At 63.6% G+C, this 15,615-nt stretch carries 13 protein-coding genes; 5 read left to right on the forward strand and 8 right to left on the reverse strand.

The window, feature by feature from the left end:
* Nucleotides 1-9: 9 nt before the first annotated feature.
* The 6 genes from C5P05_RS30685 to ureA are packed head-to-tail and all read right to left on the reverse strand — an operon-like array spanning nucleotide 10 to nucleotide 4,316.
* Nucleotides 10-693 (reverse strand): urease accessory protein UreF, encoded by a 684-nt coding sequence (locus C5P05_RS30685; protein ID WP_114973673.1) that lies wholly within the window; start codon nucleotides 691-693, stop codon nucleotides 10-12.
* Nucleotides 693-1,319, reverse strand: coding sequence for an urease accessory protein UreE (gene ureE / locus C5P05_RS30690; RefSeq protein WP_114973674.1), 627 nt, complete (start codon nucleotides 1,317-1,319; stop codon nucleotides 693-695). Before ureE ends, C5P05_RS30685 begins: the two co-directional genes overlap by 1 nt.
* A complete protein-coding gene (gene ureC, locus C5P05_RS30695) occupies nucleotides 1,319-3,037 on the reverse strand; it encodes an urease subunit alpha (RefSeq protein ID WP_114973675.1) in 1,719 nt (572 codons plus the stop codon). The genes ureE and ureC overlap by 1 nt, the downstream gene beginning before the upstream one ends.
* Entirely contained in the window at nucleotides 3,037-3,366 is a 330-nt protein-coding gene (locus tag C5P05_RS30700) for an urease subunit beta (RefSeq protein ID WP_114973676.1), read from the reverse strand. The genes ureC and C5P05_RS30700 overlap by 1 nt, the downstream gene beginning before the upstream one ends.
* A 12-nt stretch (nucleotides 3,367-3,378) precedes the next feature.
* On the reverse strand, nucleotides 3,379-3,975 hold the full coding sequence (locus tag C5P05_RS30705; protein WP_114973677.1) for a HupE/UreJ family protein: 597 nt from the start codon (nucleotides 3,973-3,975) through the stop codon (nucleotides 3,379-3,381).
* A 38-nt stretch (nucleotides 3,976-4,013) separates the two neighbouring features.
* Complete coding sequence (gene ureA, locus C5P05_RS30710; RefSeq protein WP_114973678.1) at nucleotides 4,014-4,316, reverse strand: urease subunit gamma; 303 nt, start codon at nucleotides 4,314-4,316, stop codon at nucleotides 4,014-4,016.
* A gap of 179 nt (nucleotides 4,317-4,495) precedes the next feature.
* Here ureA and C5P05_RS30715 point away from each other — a divergent pair, with 179 nt between their 5' ends.
* From C5P05_RS30715 to C5P05_RS30725, 3 genes are all read left to right on the forward strand, one after another.
* Entirely contained in the window at nucleotides 4,496-8,191 is a 3,696-nt protein-coding gene (locus tag C5P05_RS30715) for an ATP-binding protein (RefSeq protein WP_114973679.1), read from the forward strand.
* A complete protein-coding gene (locus C5P05_RS30720; protein ID WP_114973680.1) occupies nucleotides 8,160-9,140 on the forward strand; it encodes a response regulator in 981 nt (326 codons plus the stop codon). The genes C5P05_RS30715 and C5P05_RS30720 overlap by 32 nt, the downstream gene beginning before the upstream one ends.
* A 168-nt stretch (nucleotides 9,141-9,308) precedes the next feature.
* Nucleotides 9,309-12,041 carry an EAL domain-containing protein gene (locus C5P05_RS30725; protein ID WP_232834735.1) on the forward strand — a complete coding sequence of 911 codons (2,733 nt, stop codon included), beginning with the start codon at nucleotides 9,309-9,311 and terminating at the stop codon, nucleotides 12,039-12,041.
* 15 nt (nucleotides 12,042-12,056) lie between these two features.
* Here C5P05_RS30725 and C5P05_RS30730 read toward each other — a convergent pair whose 3' ends face one another.
* Nucleotides 12,057-12,710, reverse strand: a complete 654-nt coding sequence (locus tag C5P05_RS30730) for a LysE family translocator (protein ID WP_232834736.1) — start codon at nucleotides 12,708-12,710, stop codon at nucleotides 12,057-12,059.
* Between the two features lie 105 nt (nucleotides 12,711-12,815).
* Between C5P05_RS30730 and C5P05_RS30735 the strand changes: the two genes are divergently transcribed.
* Nucleotides 12,816-13,769 (forward strand): helix-turn-helix transcriptional regulator, encoded by a 954-nt coding sequence (locus tag C5P05_RS30735; RefSeq protein ID WP_114973682.1) that lies wholly within the window; start codon nucleotides 12,816-12,818, stop codon nucleotides 13,767-13,769.
* On the opposite strand, the gene C5P05_RS30740 is transcribed toward C5P05_RS30735, so the two are convergent.
* Nucleotides 13,751-15,148 (reverse strand): diguanylate cyclase domain-containing protein, encoded by a 1,398-nt coding sequence (locus tag C5P05_RS30740; protein WP_198674919.1) that lies wholly within the window; start codon nucleotides 15,146-15,148, stop codon nucleotides 13,751-13,753. The two genes, C5P05_RS30735 and C5P05_RS30740, sit on opposite strands and share 19 nt — an antisense overlap.
* Before the next feature lie 159 nt (nucleotides 15,149-15,307).
* On the opposite strand from C5P05_RS30740, the gene C5P05_RS30745 reads away from it, so the two are divergent.
* Complete coding sequence (locus C5P05_RS30745; protein WP_114973684.1) at nucleotides 15,308-15,589, forward strand: VF530 family DNA-binding protein; 282 nt, start codon at nucleotides 15,308-15,310, stop codon at nucleotides 15,587-15,589.
* Nucleotides 15,590-15,615: the final 26 nt, after the last annotated feature.

Raw genomic sequence — 15,615 nt, forward strand, 5'->3', positions numbered from 1 at the left:
GCGCGGCTTTCAGGATCTAAAGAGGCGGGAATATTGAACTTCATGCTGGGCACTGAGGATGGCCAGCATGGGGGAAAAGGCTTGGCGTTCGCTGTTCTCCAGCGACAGCGCATGGTCGACAGCGGCCGGAATTTCGGCCACCAAGGCGGACAAAATGCGTTGCCCGGCACTTTGGCCCAGCGGCACGGACTTGATGGCGGCCTGCACCATGTTCTCGGCCCAACCGAAGGCATAGGTCAGCAGGCAATCGCGCACCGGGGCTTGGGTGGCGGAAGCTGCCAGCGCAAAAGCCAGGGGGTAGGTCGGCTGCAGGGCGGCCAGCGTGTCGATTTGTTCGGCGCGGGCAGTGGTGTGGTTGCGCAGCCATTCGAGCAGGGAGCGACCCATTTGCTCGGCTTGCGCACGCAGTTCGCTGCTCTCGCGGGTGTGCAGCACCCAGGCGTTGAGTTCGGCAACGTGGGCGTGGTCTGCGTGCTGCCAGGCGCGCACCGCCTGCGCGACCACGGCCAGGTCGCCACGCGCCAGGCTCAGATGAAGCTGCTCCAGCAGCCACTCAGATGCTCCTGATTCTGTAGCTACTTGCGCACTGTCCACGGCCGCTTCAAGGCATTCTGAATAAGAAAATCCGCCAATCGGCAGGGCCGGCGAAGCCAGCCACATCAGTTGTATCAAGCTGGCATCGGTGCGCTGCATCAGTGCTTGTGACCGTGGTTGCAGCCCGGTCCGTGGACGTGGGGCGTTGTCGCCGCGGCAATCGGAATGTTGACGGGCTTGGGTTTCGCCGCCGCATGGGCATGCGCGTGCCCGTGATCAGCGTCGTGCGTGTGGGCGGCGGGGGCGTGCGCATTGCCGTGGCTGTGACCGCTGCTTGAATAGGCGCCGCCCTCCGGCTCAAACGCCTCGATCGCCTCGCGCACAGTCAAATGCATGGCGCGCAGCATGTCGGCCAGCACATGATCGGGTTCGATTTTCAGGTGGTCGGGTTTGAGTTCGATGGGGACGTGGCGGTTGCCCAGGTGGTAGGCGGCGCGCGTCAGGTCGAACGGGCTGCCGTGCTCGGCGCAGGCGGTGATCACCAGCACCGGCTGCGGAGCGGCAATCACCCGGATCAGCGAGCCGTCTTCGGCCACCAGCACATCGCCACCGCGTACCAAAGTGCCGCGCGGCAGGAACACGCCCAAGGCGCGATTCTGTGAATCGGTCGCGTCAAAGCGGCTTTTCTGGCGCACGTCCCAGTCGAGCTCGACGGTGGCGGCGCGTTTGATCAGCACCGGGGCGAGGCCGGCGCCTTGCGGCATGAGTTTGGAGATTTGGAGCATCAGAATAAGAAATAGCGTTGCGACATGGGCAAGCTTAGCGCCGGATCGCAGGTCAGCAACTGGCCATCGGCGCGCACGGTGTAGGTCTGCGCGTCAATCTCCATCTTCGGCAGGTAGCTGTTGTGCACCATGTGTTGCTTGCGCACGCCGCGGATGTTCTTCACAGCGCTCAACGTCTTGGCCAGTCCGAAACGTTCCTTGATACCGGCGTTGAGCCCGGCCTGCGATACAAAGGTCAGCGAGCCGCGCGTCAGCGCGCCGCCATAGGCGCCAAACATCGGCCGGTAGTGCACCGGCTGCGGCGTCGGGATGCTGGCGTTGGGGTCGCCCATGGCGGCCATGGCGATGAAGCCGCCTTTCAGAATCAGCGCGGGTTTGACGCCGAAGAAGGCCGGCTTCCACACCACCAGATCGGCCCATTTGCCGACCTCGATGCTGCCCACCTCGTGGCTGATGCCGTGAGCAATGGCCGGGTTGATGGTGTATTTGGCGACATAGCGTTTGGCGCGAAAGTTGTCGTTGCGCTCGCTGTCTTCGGGAAGTTTGCCGCGCTGCCCCTTCATCTTGTGCGCCGTCTGCCAGGTGCGCAGAATCACTTCGCCCACGCGGCCCATGGCCTGGCTGTCGCTGCTCATCATGCTGATGGCGCCCAGGTCGTGCAGCACGTCTTCGGCGGCAATGGTTTCCTTGCGGATGCGGCTCTCGGCAAAGGCCAGGTCTTCGGCGATGGAGGCGTCCAGGTGGTGGCAGACCATCAGCATGTCGACGTGCTCGTCCAGCGTGTTGCGCGTGTAAGGCATGGTCGGGTTGGTGGAGGAGGGCAGGAAGTTGGCCTCGCCCACCACGCGAAGGATGTCAGGCGCATGGCCGCCGCCCGCGCCTTCGGTGTGAAAAGCGCAGAGCGTACGGCCCTTGGTTGCGGCAATGGTGTTCTCGACAAAGCCGCTCTCGTTGAGCGTGTCGGAGTGAATCGCCACCTGCACGTCGGTCTCTTCCGCCACGTCCAGGCAGTTGCTGATGGCCGCCGGTGTCGTGCCCCAGTCTTCGTGCAGCTTCAGGCCGATGACCCCGGCGTTGACCTGCTCATGCAGCGCGGCCGGCAGGCTGGCGTTGCCCTTGCCCAGAAAGCCCAGGTTCATCGGGAAGGCGTCGGCCGCCTGCAGCATGCGTTCGATGTTCCACGGCCCCGGCGTGCAGGTGGTGGCAAAAGTGCCGGTGGCGGGGCCGGTGCCGCCGCCGAGCATGGTGGTCACGCCACTGGCCAGCGCCTCTTCAATCTGCTGCGGGCAGATGAAATGAATATGCGAATCGATGCCGCCGGCCGTGACGATATTGCCTTCGCAGCTGATGACCTCGGTGCCGGGGCCGATGATGATGTCCACACCGGGCTGCACGTCCGGATTGCCGGCCTTGCCGACGGCGACAATACGCCCGCCTTTGAGGCCGATGTCGGCCTTGACGATGCCCCAGTGGTCCAGGATCAGCGCGTTGGTCATGACGCAGTCGACGGCGCCTTCGGCGCGGGTGCGCTGCGATTGCGCCATGCCGTCGCGTATCGTTTTGCCGCCGCCGAACTTGACCTCTTCGCCGTAGCCACCGGCGCCCAGCGTGAGGTCCTGTTCGACTTCAATCAGCAGATCGGTGTCGGCCAGGCGTACCCGGTCGCCCACGGTGGGACCAAAAATCTCGGCGTACGCGCGTCGTCCTATCGTTGCCATTACGGAGCTCCCTTGATGCTGGCGTCCACTGCACCGTTCGTCAAACCGCGAAAACCAAACACCACGCGAGCGCCCGCGTAGTCCACCAATTCCACCGTGCGTTGCTGCCCCGGCTCGAAGCGCACGGCCGCGCCGGAGGCAATGTTCAGGCGCATGCCTTGGGCGGCGGCGCGGTCGAAACCCAGCGCGCCATTGGTCTCGGCAAAGTGGTAGTGCGAACCGACCTGGATCGGTCGGTCCGCCGTGTTTTGCACCACCAGTGTCAGGGTGCGCCGTCCCGGGTTGAGCACATGATCGGGGCCGTCGGTGATGATTTCGCCGGGTGTCATGGTGTGTCCTGGTTAAACCATTTGCAGCAGCAAGACGCTGCCGAACACGGTGACTGCCACACCGGCCATCCGCGAAGCCCAGTGGCCGCGGCGGCGCAGGGCCAGACCCAAACCCAGACCTGTTGCGTGCAGTGCCACGGTGGTGGCCAACATGCCCAGCAGCGGCGCCCAGATGTGCGGCGCACCGGCCAGTTCGGTGCCGTGCGCCACGCCGTGAAAGATCGCAAACACACCCACCAAGGCCGCGGCCAACAGGGCGGGCAGGCGGGCACGCAAGGCCACCAGCAGGCCCAGTACCAGCAGAGAGGCCGCAATCATCGGCTCCACCGCCGGCAGTTCAATCCCGGCCGGGCCGAGGCTGGCGCCGAGCAGCAGTATGGCGGCGAAAGCCAGCGGTGTGGTCCACAGGCGGCGTGCCGTGAGGGCGCTCCAGAACCCCACGGCCAGCATGGCGGCCAGGTGGTCCAGTCCGGTCAAGGGGTGCAGCAGACCGTCCAGGAAGCCAATCTCTGAGTGAACGCCAACATCAGTGCCAATATGGGCGCTAGCCCCCGTGGATATTGCGCAAGCAGCTATGAAAATAAGAGTGGTGAATAACCTGGAATTCATGGTGGCGGTCTCCTTTAAATGACGGTATGGAAATGCACTCAAACAATCGGCTGGTGCACGGTGACCAGCTTGGTGCCATCGGGGAACGTGGCTTCCACCTGAATGTCGGGAATCATCTCGGCGATGCCGTCCATCACGTCGGCGCGCGTCAGGATGGTGCGGCCCTCGCTCATCAGCTGCGCCACGGTTTTGCCGTCGCGTGCGCCTTCCATCACGGCGGCGCTGATCAGGGCCAGTGCTTCGGGGTAGTTGAGCTTGAGGCCGCGCGCCTTGCGGCGCTCGGCCAGCAATCCGGCGGTAAAAATCAGCAGCTTGTCTTTTTCTCTGGGGGTCAATTCCATGGGTCTTCTCCGGGGCGGGCTGCAGGCAATACGGGATGTCGGTCAGCAATATTAGTGCCATAACTGTCTGTCGGGTCCGGCATCGGCGGCACGCCGCACGGGATGGCACAGAACCTGCACTTGCCATCTGCGCGTATCTGTACTTTCCAACTGCCCAGCCTCCATCCCTATCTTCATCCATGGACGCCCTGGTCACGCCCCTGATTCCGCCTGTTGCCGACGTGCCGGTCCAGCGCATCACCCTGGTCCGGCGCGACTACAACGCCTGGGTGGCCAGCGAAACCCTGGAAGACTACGCGCTGCGCTTCACGCCGCAGCGCTTTCGCAAATGGTCGGAATGGCGCGTGGCCAACACCGCTTTTGGCGCGGCCTCGTTCCTGATTCTGGAGGCCGTGGGCGCGACGCTGCTGGTGCAATACGGTTTCACCAATGCCTTCTGGGCCATTCTGGCGACCGGCCTCATCATCTTTCTGGCCGGCCTGCCGATCAGCATTTACGCCGCCCGCTATGGCGTGGACATGGACCTGCTCACGCGCGGCGCCGGTTTCGGCTACATCGGCTCCACCCTGACCTCGCTTATCTACGCCTCGTTCACCTTCATCTTCTTTGCGCTGGAGGCGGCCGTCATGGCCTATGCGCTGGAGCTGGCCTTGGGCATTCCGCCCAGCTGGGGCTACCTGATTTGCGCGCTGGTGGTGATTCCGCTGGTGACGCATGGCGTCTCCACCATCAGCCGCCTGCAAGTCTGGACCCAGCCCTTGTGGCTGGTGATGCTGGTGGTGCCCTTTGCGTTTGTGCTGATGCGCGATCCCGGTGCTTTCTCGGGCGTGGTGCACTACATCGGGGAGAAGGGCGTCAACGCTGGCTTTAGCCTGCCCCTGTTTGGTGCGGCGCTGACGGTCGGCGTTGCCCTGATGACGCAAATGGGCGAGCAGGCTGACTACCTGCGCTTCATGCCCGCCAAAACACCCGCCAACCGCAAACGCTGGTGGCTGAGCGTGCTGGTCGGCGGGCCGGGCTGGGTGGGCCTGGGTGTGCTCAAGATGCTGGGCGGCGCCTTGCTGGCCTACCTGGCCATCAGCCACTCGGTGCCGGCGGACCGGGCGGTGGACCCGAACCAGATGTACCTGGCGGCCTACGAATATGTGTTTCCGAATTACGGCTGGGCCGTGGCCGCGACGGCGCTGTTCGTGGTCATCTCGCAGCTCAAGATCAACGTCACCAACGCCTACGCCGGCTCTCTCGCCTGGTCCAACTTCTTCTCGCGCCTCACGCACAGCCACCCGGGCCGGGTGGTGTGGGTGGTGTTCAACACGCTCATTGCCTTCATGCTGATGGAGATGAATGTGTTTCAGGCGCTGGGCGATGTGCTGGGCCTGTATTCCAACATCGCCATCGCGTGGATGATGGCGGTGGTGGCCGATCTGGTCATCAACAAGCCGCTGGGCCTGTCGCCGCCGGGCATTGAGTTCAAGCGCGCGCACCTATACGACATCAACCCCGTGGGCGTCGGCGCCATGGCGCTGGCTTCTCTCTTGTCGGTCACGGCGCACCTGGGCGTGTTTGGACCGATGGCGCAGGCCTTCTCGGCGCTGATTGCGCTGGGCACGGCTTTTGTCACCGCGCCGCTGATCGCCTGGGCGACCCGAGGCAAATACTACATTGCACGACGGAGTGAAGGGCCGGCGGTCGAGGACCCAACCGGTGCTGTGCGAGCGTGCGCGGGCCGAGGTGGCGAGGCGGTGGGTGAGGGCACTTACCAGCGCTACCAGCTCCAGCGCTGCGTGATCTGCGAGCGCGAGTACGAAGGGCCGGACATGGCGCATTGCCCGGCCTACCAGGGCGCCATCTGCTCGCTGTGCTGCACGCTGGATGCGCGCTGCGGCGACCTGTGCAAACCCCACGCTTCGCTGTCGCACCAATGGTCCGCCACCTTGCGCTGGCTGCTGCCGCGCGCCAGCTGGCCGTACCTGGATACCGGCCTGGGCTACTTCCTGCTGCTGATGCTGGTGATCGTGCCGCTGCTGGCCAGTGTGTTCGGCCTGCTCTACCACCAGGAACTGCGCGCCCTGGCGCAGGCCGTGACCGACATCGACCTGTCGCAGGCGCCGCACGCGGCCCTGCGCTCGGGTTTTCTGAAAGCCTATATGGCGCTGCTGCTGCTGGCCGGGCTGGTGGCCTGGTGGGTGGTGCTGGCGCACAAAAGCCGCCAGGTGGCGCAGGAAGAATCGAATCGCCAGACCCACCTGCTGATGCTGGAGATCGAGTCGCACCGCCAGACCGACGAGGCCCTGCAAACCGCGAAGCGCGTGGCGGAGCAGGCGCGCCATGCCGCCGACCAGGCCAACCAGGCCAAGAGCCGCTACATCAGCGCCATCAGCCACGAGCTGCGCACGCCGCTCAACAGCATCCTGGGCTATGCGCAGCTGATGGGCGAAGACGCGTCCATTCCGGCGCACCGCCAGCAGGCCGTCAGCGTCATCAAGCGCGGCGGCGAGCACCTGCTCTCGCTGATCGAGGGCACGCTGGACATCGCGCATATCGAGAGCGGCAAGCTCACGCTCAACGTCAAACCCATGCACTTTGCCTCCTTTGTGCAAGAGATCGCCAGCCTGTTCGAGCTCGAAGCGCAGGGCAAGGGCCTGCGCTTTCAGTTTGAGGCGGAAGGCGCGCTGCCCGCCGTCGTGCGGGCCGACGAAAAGCGGGTGCGCCAGATCTTGATCAACCTGCTGGGCAACGCCATCAAGTTCACGACGCGCGGGCAGGTCACGTTTCGGCTTCGCTATGCGCGCGAGATGGCGGTGATCGACATTGAAGACACCGGGCCCGGCCTCTCAACGCAGGAACACGAGCGAATCTTTGAGCCCTTCACCCGCGCCAATACGCCCGGCGCCACCGCGCCCGGGGCCGGCTTGGGGCTGACCATCGCCAAGATGCTGACCGACCTGATGGGCGGCCAACTCAGCGTGACCAGCACGCCGGGCGTGGGCTCGATATTCAAGGTCAAACTGTTCTTGCCGGAAGTGCGCGTGACGGCGGGTGCCGTCGGAGCCTTGTCCCTGTCCGGCTCACCGGCCGACATGCCCAGGCCCTTGGCGAACAAACCGCGCCACGGCTATGCCGGGCCGCGTCGGCGCGTGCTGGTGGTGGACAACGAGGAGGCCGATCGCGAGCTGCTTCTTCATTTGCTGCAGCCGCTCGGTTTTGAGCTGCGCACCGCCGCCAGCGGCCACGACTGCCTGGACCTGCTGGCCGCCGGTTACCAGCCCGACGTCATCTTCATGGACCTGGCCATGCCCGGCATTGACGGCTGGGAGACCATTCGCCGCCTGCGTGCGCTGGGTCAGGGCAGCGCCCTGGCGCAGGCGCGCATTGCCATCGTCTCGGCCAATGCCTTTGACAAGGGCTTGGACAACGACGCGGGCATTCCTGCTGAGGACTTCATCCTCAAGCCGGTGCGCCACTCCGAACTGCTGGACTGGCTGGCGCTACGCCTGGCCCTCACCTGGCTGGAGGCGCCGGCACCGGCGGCCGAAGCCAGCACGTCGGCACTGCTTATCGCGGCCCCGCGAGAGGCCCTGATTTACCCCGCACCTGCGCAGCTGGAGGCGTTGCGCGAAGTGGTAAGCCTGGGCTACTACCGCGGCATCATGAACAAGCTCGACGAGATCGAAGCCAGCGAAGCGTCATGTGCCGCCTTTGTGGCTGACATGCGCGCGCTGGCCAGGCAGTTCCAGTTTGAGCTCATGGGTCAGCAATTGAGTCAAGCTCCTTATGCGCACTTCCCTGAATTTGTCATTGCGAGCGCTGCGCTCGCAATGACGAACCCTGACGAGCAAAGAAATGTCCAAGCCATCCCTAGACCAAACCCTTGACCGCGCCAACAGCGACCTTGTGCTGATCGTGGACGACGTGCCCGACAACCTCTCGGTGCTGCATGACGCGCTTGATGAATCCGGCTACACCGTGCTGGTCGCCACGAATGGCGAGGCGGCCCTGCAGCGCGCCGCCCAAGCCTTGCCCGACATCATTCTGCTGGACGCCATGATGCCCGGCATGGACGGCTTTGAAGTGGCGCGGCGCCTGAAAGCCGCGCCGCAAACTGCGCATATTCCCCTCATCTTCATGACCGGCCTGACCGAGACCGAGTACCTGGTTGCGGCGCTGGAGGCCGGCGGGGTCGACTACGTCACCAAGCCGATCAAACCCAAGGAAGTGCTGGCCCGCATGCAGGTGCATCTGCAGGGCGCGCGCGAACGGCGCCAGGCCCGCAATGCGCTCGATGCCTTTGGCTACGCCAGCATCACCGTGCGCGTGAGCGATGGCAAGCTCATGTGGCAAACCCCGCTGGCGCGCGAACTGCTGCTGCGCTACTACGGCACCGAGGCGCCGAAAACGCCCGAGCCGGTATGCCAGTGGTTGCGCCGTCATGTGACGGAGGCGGTGGCGCTGGTCGAGCCGCCACGCCTGAGCATCGAGCTCGGTCCCAAGCGCCTGACCTTTCGCCTGCACCAGCAAATTGGCGACTCCGAGGGCGGCGGCGACTGGCTCATCATCATGCAGGAGGTGTCGGACGAGAGCGTGATCGAAGCCATCGCCCTGAGCTTCAAGCTCACCCCGCGCGAAGCCGAGGTGCTGTACTGGGTGGTCAAAGGCAAGATCAACCGCGACATTGGCGATATTGTGGGTTCCAGCCCCATGACCGTGAAGAAACACCTGGAGCGCGTGTTTGCCAAGCTGGGCGTGGAGACGCGCACGGCGGCCGCCGGCATGGCCATGAGCCGGATCCGCCAGCTGCATCCGCAGTTTGAGGGTAATTTATAGGTTTTAGGCCTCTAGCCCTCGTGGAATAAGCGCAGATAGCTATTTATTTTGTAGCGGTTCACTGTTGTTCCGGGGATGTTCTACTTGCAGGGGCGACGCCATGCACCTATGGTTTTCCCCAGTAAGAAACCCCCTGAGCGCTCTGCCTTGGTACGGTGTAATAAGGCAATGAGCAAAGCATCGATACGAAGCCATCTCCTGCTACTGGTCCTGGCGGTATCGGTCCCGCTCGTGGCGATCGTTGGACTGGGGATTTACGCCGACACGCAGCAAACCATCCATCAGACCAAGACTTCGCTGCGCATGCTGGCGAGCACGATGGTCAGCAACACGGGCAGCCAGATCGCCAATGCCCGCCAGATCATGGAACGACTGGCGCTGCGTCCACTGATCAGGCAGGTCGACCCCAAGAATTGTGATACTGCACTGAAGGACCTCCTCAGCGTGAACCCAGGTTATACCAATGTCGGGTATTCGGATATGGCCGGTGTGGTGGTCTGCTCGGCGGTGCCACAACCGGGTGGCATGCTGGTCAATTACGGGTCAACGCCGTCGTTCCAGACCTTCCTCACGTTGCGGAATTTCAGCGTTGGGCAGCCGTTTTTCGGCTCGATCACCGGCAAGTGGATAGCCATTCTGAGAGAGCCGATCTGGAATGAGCGTCGGGAAATGGTCGGCGGGATCCATTTCCCCGTCGACCTGGCGGCTTTGGACCCCCATATCCCCGCCCAGTTCTTGCCAGCCGATGTCCGTTACGGCTTCTTCAGTGCAGATGGGAGTGTGATCTGGCGCAACTCCGACCCGGAGCGCACGATTGGCACCCGACCCAATTCGGATGTGGCGCGCAGGATTGTCGAGGTGCGGGATGGCGAATTCGAGAGCCAGGGGGTGGACGGCGTGAGGCGTTTCTATTCCGTGGTGTCGATGCCGGAGACCGGATGGCTTGCCTTTGTGGGCGTCCCGGCGTCAACGGTCTTCGCCGAGGCGAGTCGGCGTGCATTCATCGCCTCGGTCGTCGCGCTGGCCACGATCATGTCCATGCTTCTTCTGGCGCTTGCCATCGCGCGACGGATCGCCAGACCGGTGGCGGAACTGGAACGCGCCGCGCGCGCCGTCCACGGTGGCGACCTCGGCGTCAGGGCGCCGGTGGACGGGCCACGCGACATCGCCGCGGTGGCCCAGGAATTCAATGCCATGATCGAAGCGCAGCAGCACACCGACGCGAAACTCCGCATTGCCGCCACGGCGTTCGAGTCGCGCGAAGGCATGATCGTCACCGATGCCAGTCATGTGATTCTGCAGGTCAACCGCGCCTTTACCGACATCACCGGCTACACCAGCGAAGAGGTCACGGGTCAGACGCTGCGCCTGCTGAAGTCGGGTCGCCACAACGCGGCTTTTTTTGCCGGCATGTGGGAGAGTATTCAGCGCACGGGGAGTTGGGAAGGTGAAATCTGGGACCGGCGCAAGAATGGCGAAGTCTTTCCCAGCTGGGTGACCATCACCGCGGTGAAGTCGGACGACGGCGTCGTGACCCACTACGTGGGCACACACGCCGACATCACGGCGCGCAAGGCGGCCGAAGAAGAGATCCTGCAACTGGCCTTCTACGACCAGCTGACCGGGCTGCCGAACCGGCGCTTGCTGCTGGACCGCTTGCAGCAGGCGCTGGCGTCCAGCGCGCGCAGCGCGCACTACGGGGCGCTGCTCTTCATCGACCTGGACCACTTCAAGACACTGAACGACACCTTGGGCCATGACGCCGGCGACCTGCTGCTGGAACTGGCCGGGCAGCGGTTGGGCGCCTGTGTGTGCGAAGGCGATACCGTGGCGCGTCTGGGTGCCGACGAGTTTGTCGTGATGCTCGAAGGTCTGAGCGAACATCCTGATGAAGCCGCGACGCGGGCCGAAGCCCTGGGTGAGAAGATTCACGCCACGCTGAACCAGGCCTACCGGCTTGGCGCCAACGCGTACCACTGCACTGCCAGCATCGGTGTCACACTCCTGAATGGCCACCAGACACCGGTCGAGGAACTGTTGAAACAGGCCGATCTGGCCATGTACCAGTCCAAGACGGCGGGCCGCAATACCTTGCGGTTTTTCGATCCCCAGATGCAGGCCATCGTGATCGACCGTGCGGCGCTGGAGGTCGATCTGCGCGAGGCGGTTCGGCTGGAGCAGTTCGTCCTGCACTACCAGGCGCAGGTCGTGGGTGGCGGCCGCCTGACGGGTGCCGAGGCGCTGGTGCGCTGGCAGCATCCACGGCGCGGCCTGGTGCCGCCCGCCGAGTTCATTCCACTGGCCGAGGACACCGGCTTGATCCTGCCGCTAGGCCGGTGGGTCATGGAAACCGCCTGTGCCCAGTTGGCGAAATGGGCCACTCAGTCAGACACCGCCCATCTCTCTTTGGCCGTGAACGTCAGCGCCAAGCAGTTGCACCAGTGCGACTTTGTGGACCAGGTACTGGCGATCCTCACCAGTACCGGTGCAAATCCGAGGAAGCTCAAGCTGGAACTGACCGAGAGCTTGCTGGTGTCCCAGGTGGAAAACACCATCGCCAAGATGGCGGCACTGAAAGTGCACGGTGTGGGCTTTTCACTGGATGATTTTGGCACCGGCTACTCCTCGCTGTCCTACCTGAAACGGCTGCCGCTGGACCAGCTGAAAATCGACCAGGGTTTTGTCCGGGACATCCTGATCGACCCCAACGATGCCGCGATTGCCAAGATGGTGGTGGCCCTGGCGGAAAGTCTGGGCTTGACGGTCATCGCCGAGGGCGTAGAAATCGAGGCCCAGCGGGACTTTCTGGCCCACCTGGGTTGTCATGCCTACCAGGGCTATCTGTTCAGCCGTCCGCTGCCGCTGGCTGAGTTCGAGGCGTTTGCGCAGCGGGCCTGCTGAAGCCCCCGGGAGGAATCAAGCGTTCAGTCGCCACCCTTGCCACCCCGTCCATAAAGCCGCCACGATCAATAACGCGCCCACGGCCCGGCCGATTTGAATCTGGCTGCGCGGGTTGTTGCGCAGCCAGTCCTGCAGGCCCCCGGCACCCCACGCCATGGCGCCGTAGACGCCGGTCTGCGTCGACGCGATGATCAGTGCCATCATCACCGCCTGCAGTCCCAGCGTCCCGTATTCTGTTCGCATGAACTGCGGAAAAATCGCCAGCATGAACACGTAAGCCTTCGGGTTCATCAGGCAGGTCAGTGTGCCGCGCCAGAAAGTCTGGGCGATGGTGAGGCGAGGCCCCTGGCTCACCTCACCCAGCGCGGCGGCGCCGCGCCACAAGGACCACCCGATCCAGGCGATGTAGAGGGCGCCGGCCAGCAGCATGGCGTTGAACGCCACGGGATACAGCCGCAGCACGATGCCGATGCCCAGCGTTGCCATGAGCACATGCACAACACCCCCCGCGACCACGCCCGCAACCGCCGCCAGGCCTGCCCTGCGTCCGCCGGTCAAGGCGCTGGCCACGACAAAAGCCATGTCGAGGCCCGGCAGCACGATCACCCCCAGCACCATCAGGCCGAACAGCCAAAGATGGCTGGTCTGAACCATTGTCAAGATTTCCATGATTTCATCCTTTCATCTCCCCGGTGGGAAGTCTGAAGAGAAATATAAAGTGGCATCCGGACAGTTTCCGCCCTAATAACTTTCACCGCGTTTTAAACTGGCGACATGACCTCTCCCACTACCCGCGTGCTCGCCGTGCTGGAGCTGCTGCAAAGCCATGACGCGCTCAGTGGTAACGCGTTGGCGCAACGGCTGGAAGTGGATGGGCGGACACTGCGGCGCTACATCAGCAAACTTCAGGAACTCGGCATTCCGGTAGTCTCTGAGCGGGGGCGCTATGGCGCTTACCGGCTGACGCCAGGCTCCAAACTGCCACCGATGATGTTCACCGACACGGAGGCCGTGGCGCTGTCGGTGGGTCTGCTGTTTGCGAAGCAGTTGGGTCTGGCCGCCACGGGCAGCGGCGCCCAGAGCGCGCAGGCCAAGCTGGAGCGGGTGATGCCCAAAGGACTGGGCGCCAAGTTGCGCGCGCTCGGTGAAACCGTGAAGCTGGACCTGTCGCACGCGGGCGCGGCCATCCCCAGCGAGGCACTGCTGGACATGAGCGCGGCGGCCCATGGGCGGCAGCGCGTCAGATTGCAGTACGGCTCGGCCCGGGACGAGATGACCGAGCGGGAGTTTGACTGCTACGGCCTGGCCTGGCGTGGCGGGAGCTGGTACGGCGTGGGCTATTGCCATCTCCGTCATGACTTGCGTTCGTTCCGTCTTGACCGCATCAAGTCGATTGCGCCGCTCAAGACGATTTTTGCACCACCGGAAGATTTCGACGCGGTTCGTCACCTCGCCCTGGGGCTCGCCAGTCTGCCCAGGGCACACGCCATTTCCGTTCGCCTCAAGACCGACATGGCGACGGCGCGCGCCGAGCTGTTTGAGGCGATCGGCCTGTTTCACCCGGCTGGTGACGAGGTCATTCTGTACAGCCAGGCCGATGACCTGGCGTGGTACGCCCGGCAACTGGCGCGGCTGTCATTTGACTTTGAGGTCATGGCGCCCGCCGAACTGCGCCAGGCCCTTCGGGACTGCGCCACGCGTCTGCACCGTCAGGCCGATGGCTCATGAAATCGAATCGCATTGCGACCCGATTTCTTGGCTTGGTACATGGCCATGTCAGCCCATTTAAGGATGTCGTCGTGGCCCGCTTCATGGCTGAAAAATAACGCCACACCAATGCTCGCCGTGCAAACATGCTCGACGGTATTTTGGGTTTCCCCCTCATGCCGGATTGTTAGTCGGTAGGGTTGCGACAAGGCGGCACAGATATTTCGAGCAATGATATTTGCTTGCGAACCCGAATCGGCCTTGTCGGATTTCAAGGGGCTGAAGACCACGACAAATTCATCGCCCCCGAAACGCGCCACGGTGTCTGCCTCGCGCACGCTGTTTCTCAGTCGTTGCGCAACCTCGATCAACAACTGATCGCCAACGGCATGCCCATGCGTGTCATTCAGCGTCTTGAAATTGTCCAGATCAATGAACATCAATGCGCCATGGCAGCCACTGCGCTTGCTGGCAATCATGGCCTGGTCAATCCGGTCAACGAGGACGCGGCGGTTTGGCAGGTTGGTGAGCGCGTCATGAAAGGCCAGATGGAGCACCTCATCCGCCATTTCCGTGCGCTGGACGCTTTCCCGCAGGGCGTCCTGCGCCCGCTTGCGTTCACTGATGTCGCGCCACGCCACGTGAACGGCAGGGGCGCCTTCGTACTCAACCCGCTTGGCCTGTGCCTGCACTTTGATGGCCGATCCATCCAGCTTGAAAAATGTCATCTCGACCAAGGGCGCGCTGACACCATGCAGGGTGAGGCTCTTCATGCGGAGCAATGCGCTTTCAAGATCATCCGGGTGCACCCGGTCGCGAGAGGGTTGGCCCAGAAGGTCTTGCGCCGAGGTCGCTCCGTACAGCTCGATGGCGGCCGAATTGACATAAATAAATTTGCCATCGCGCAGTATGTTGATCGCTTCGGGCGACCATTCAACCATGGTCCGGTACCGTTCTTCGCCGTCCAGAAGCGCCTTCTCCAGGCGCTTCATCTCCGTGATGTCCACCAGGGTGATGACGGCGCCTTCAATGGTGTTGTCCGGCTTTTGCTCGGGCTGGATGCGTAACTTGAACCACAAACCAGCCGTGGTTTGCACTTGCACCTCCACGGGGATTGGCGAGTTCATTCCGGCCTGCATGTCCGCCAGCCACGGGACATCGCCGACCAGCCGGGACAGCAGGGGAACCACCGGCCGCCCCACTGCGTCGAGATTCAGATGGAGAAGCTGGGCGGCCGTGCGGGTGAAGCGCCGGATGTGCATCTGGTGATCCAGCAGGATGGTGGCGATACCGGCGGCGTCCAGCAGCTCGCTCAATTCCTTGTTGACGGCCAAGGCGGCCTCCAGTGCAGGTTCGGGCCCCAGCGGTAGCGCCAAAGATGGGGTTTGGGTCTTCTTCACAAATTTACAGACTTTCGTTGTTACCACTGGCGCCTATCGGCGCCAGGCGGACGCGCCCAGATGTTTGCATTATCCATTTCAAGACGGGCAAGGCTTCAATCCTGAGTTTCTGAGGGTTATTGCGACACTTTGCGGGACTTGCAGTGCCAAAATCACAGTATGCATACCCCACCTTCGTCCCCGCCTTCCACCCAAACTCGCAATCCTCTGCATGGCCTGACGCTGGAGGCGATCGTCACGGCGCTGGTGGCGCATTACGGCTGGGCCGGTTTGGGCGAGCGCATTCCGGTGCGCTGCTTCATCAGCGAGCCCAGCGTCGCGTCGAGCCTGAAGTTCCTGCGCAAGACGCCGTGGGCGCGCGAGAAGGTGGAAAGTCTCTACCTGTTCATGTTGCGGGAAACCCGTCGCGCGGGCTCCGGTCGCCCAGCAGGGGATATCTGAGCGGGTCGGTGATCAGGTAGCTAGGG

Source organism: Rhodoferax ferrireducens (assembly GCF_003347515.1).
Classification (GTDB): Bacteria; Pseudomonadota; Gammaproteobacteria; order Burkholderiales; family Burkholderiaceae_C; genus Rhodoferax.

Excerpts from the sequence above, each read along its gene's own strand:
- C5P05_RS30685 (WP_114973673.1), bottom strand. The coding sequence starts at position 693 with ATGCAGCGCACCGATGCCAGCTTGATACAACTGATGTGGCTGGCTTCG.
- ureE (WP_114973674.1), bottom strand. The coding sequence starts at position 1,319 with ATGCTCCAAATCTCCAAACTCATGCCGCAAGGCGCCGGCCTCGCCCCG.
- ureC (WP_114973675.1), bottom strand. The coding sequence starts at position 3,037 with ATGGCAACGATAGGACGACGCGCGTACGCCGAGATTTTTGGTCCCACC.
- C5P05_RS30700 (WP_114973676.1), bottom strand. The coding sequence starts at position 3,366 with ATGACACCCGGCGAAATCATCACCGACGGCCCCGATCATGTGCTCAAC.
- C5P05_RS30705 (WP_114973677.1), bottom strand. The coding sequence starts at position 3,975 with ATGAATTCCAGGTTATTCACCACTCTTATTTTCATAGCTGCTTGCGCA.
- ureA (WP_114973678.1), bottom strand. The coding sequence starts at position 4,316 with ATGGAATTGACCCCCAGAGAAAAAGACAAGCTGCTGATTTTTACCGCC.
- C5P05_RS30715 (WP_114973679.1), top strand. The coding sequence starts at position 4,496 with ATGGACGCCCTGGTCACGCCCCTGATTCCGCCTGTTGCCGACGTGCCG.
- C5P05_RS30720 (WP_114973680.1), top strand. The coding sequence starts at position 8,160 with ATGTCCAAGCCATCCCTAGACCAAACCCTTGACCGCGCCAACAGCGAC.
- C5P05_RS30725 (WP_232834735.1), top strand. The coding sequence starts at position 9,309 with ATGAGCAAAGCATCGATACGAAGCCATCTCCTGCTACTGGTCCTGGCG.
- C5P05_RS30730 (WP_232834736.1), bottom strand. The coding sequence starts at position 12,710 with ATGGAAATCTTGACAATGGTTCAGACCAGCCATCTTTGGCTGTTCGGC.
- C5P05_RS30735 (WP_114973682.1), top strand. The coding sequence starts at position 12,816 with ATGACCTCTCCCACTACCCGCGTGCTCGCCGTGCTGGAGCTGCTGCAA.
- C5P05_RS30745 (WP_114973684.1), top strand. The coding sequence starts at position 15,308 with ATGCATACCCCACCTTCGTCCCCGCCTTCCACCCAAACTCGCAATCCT.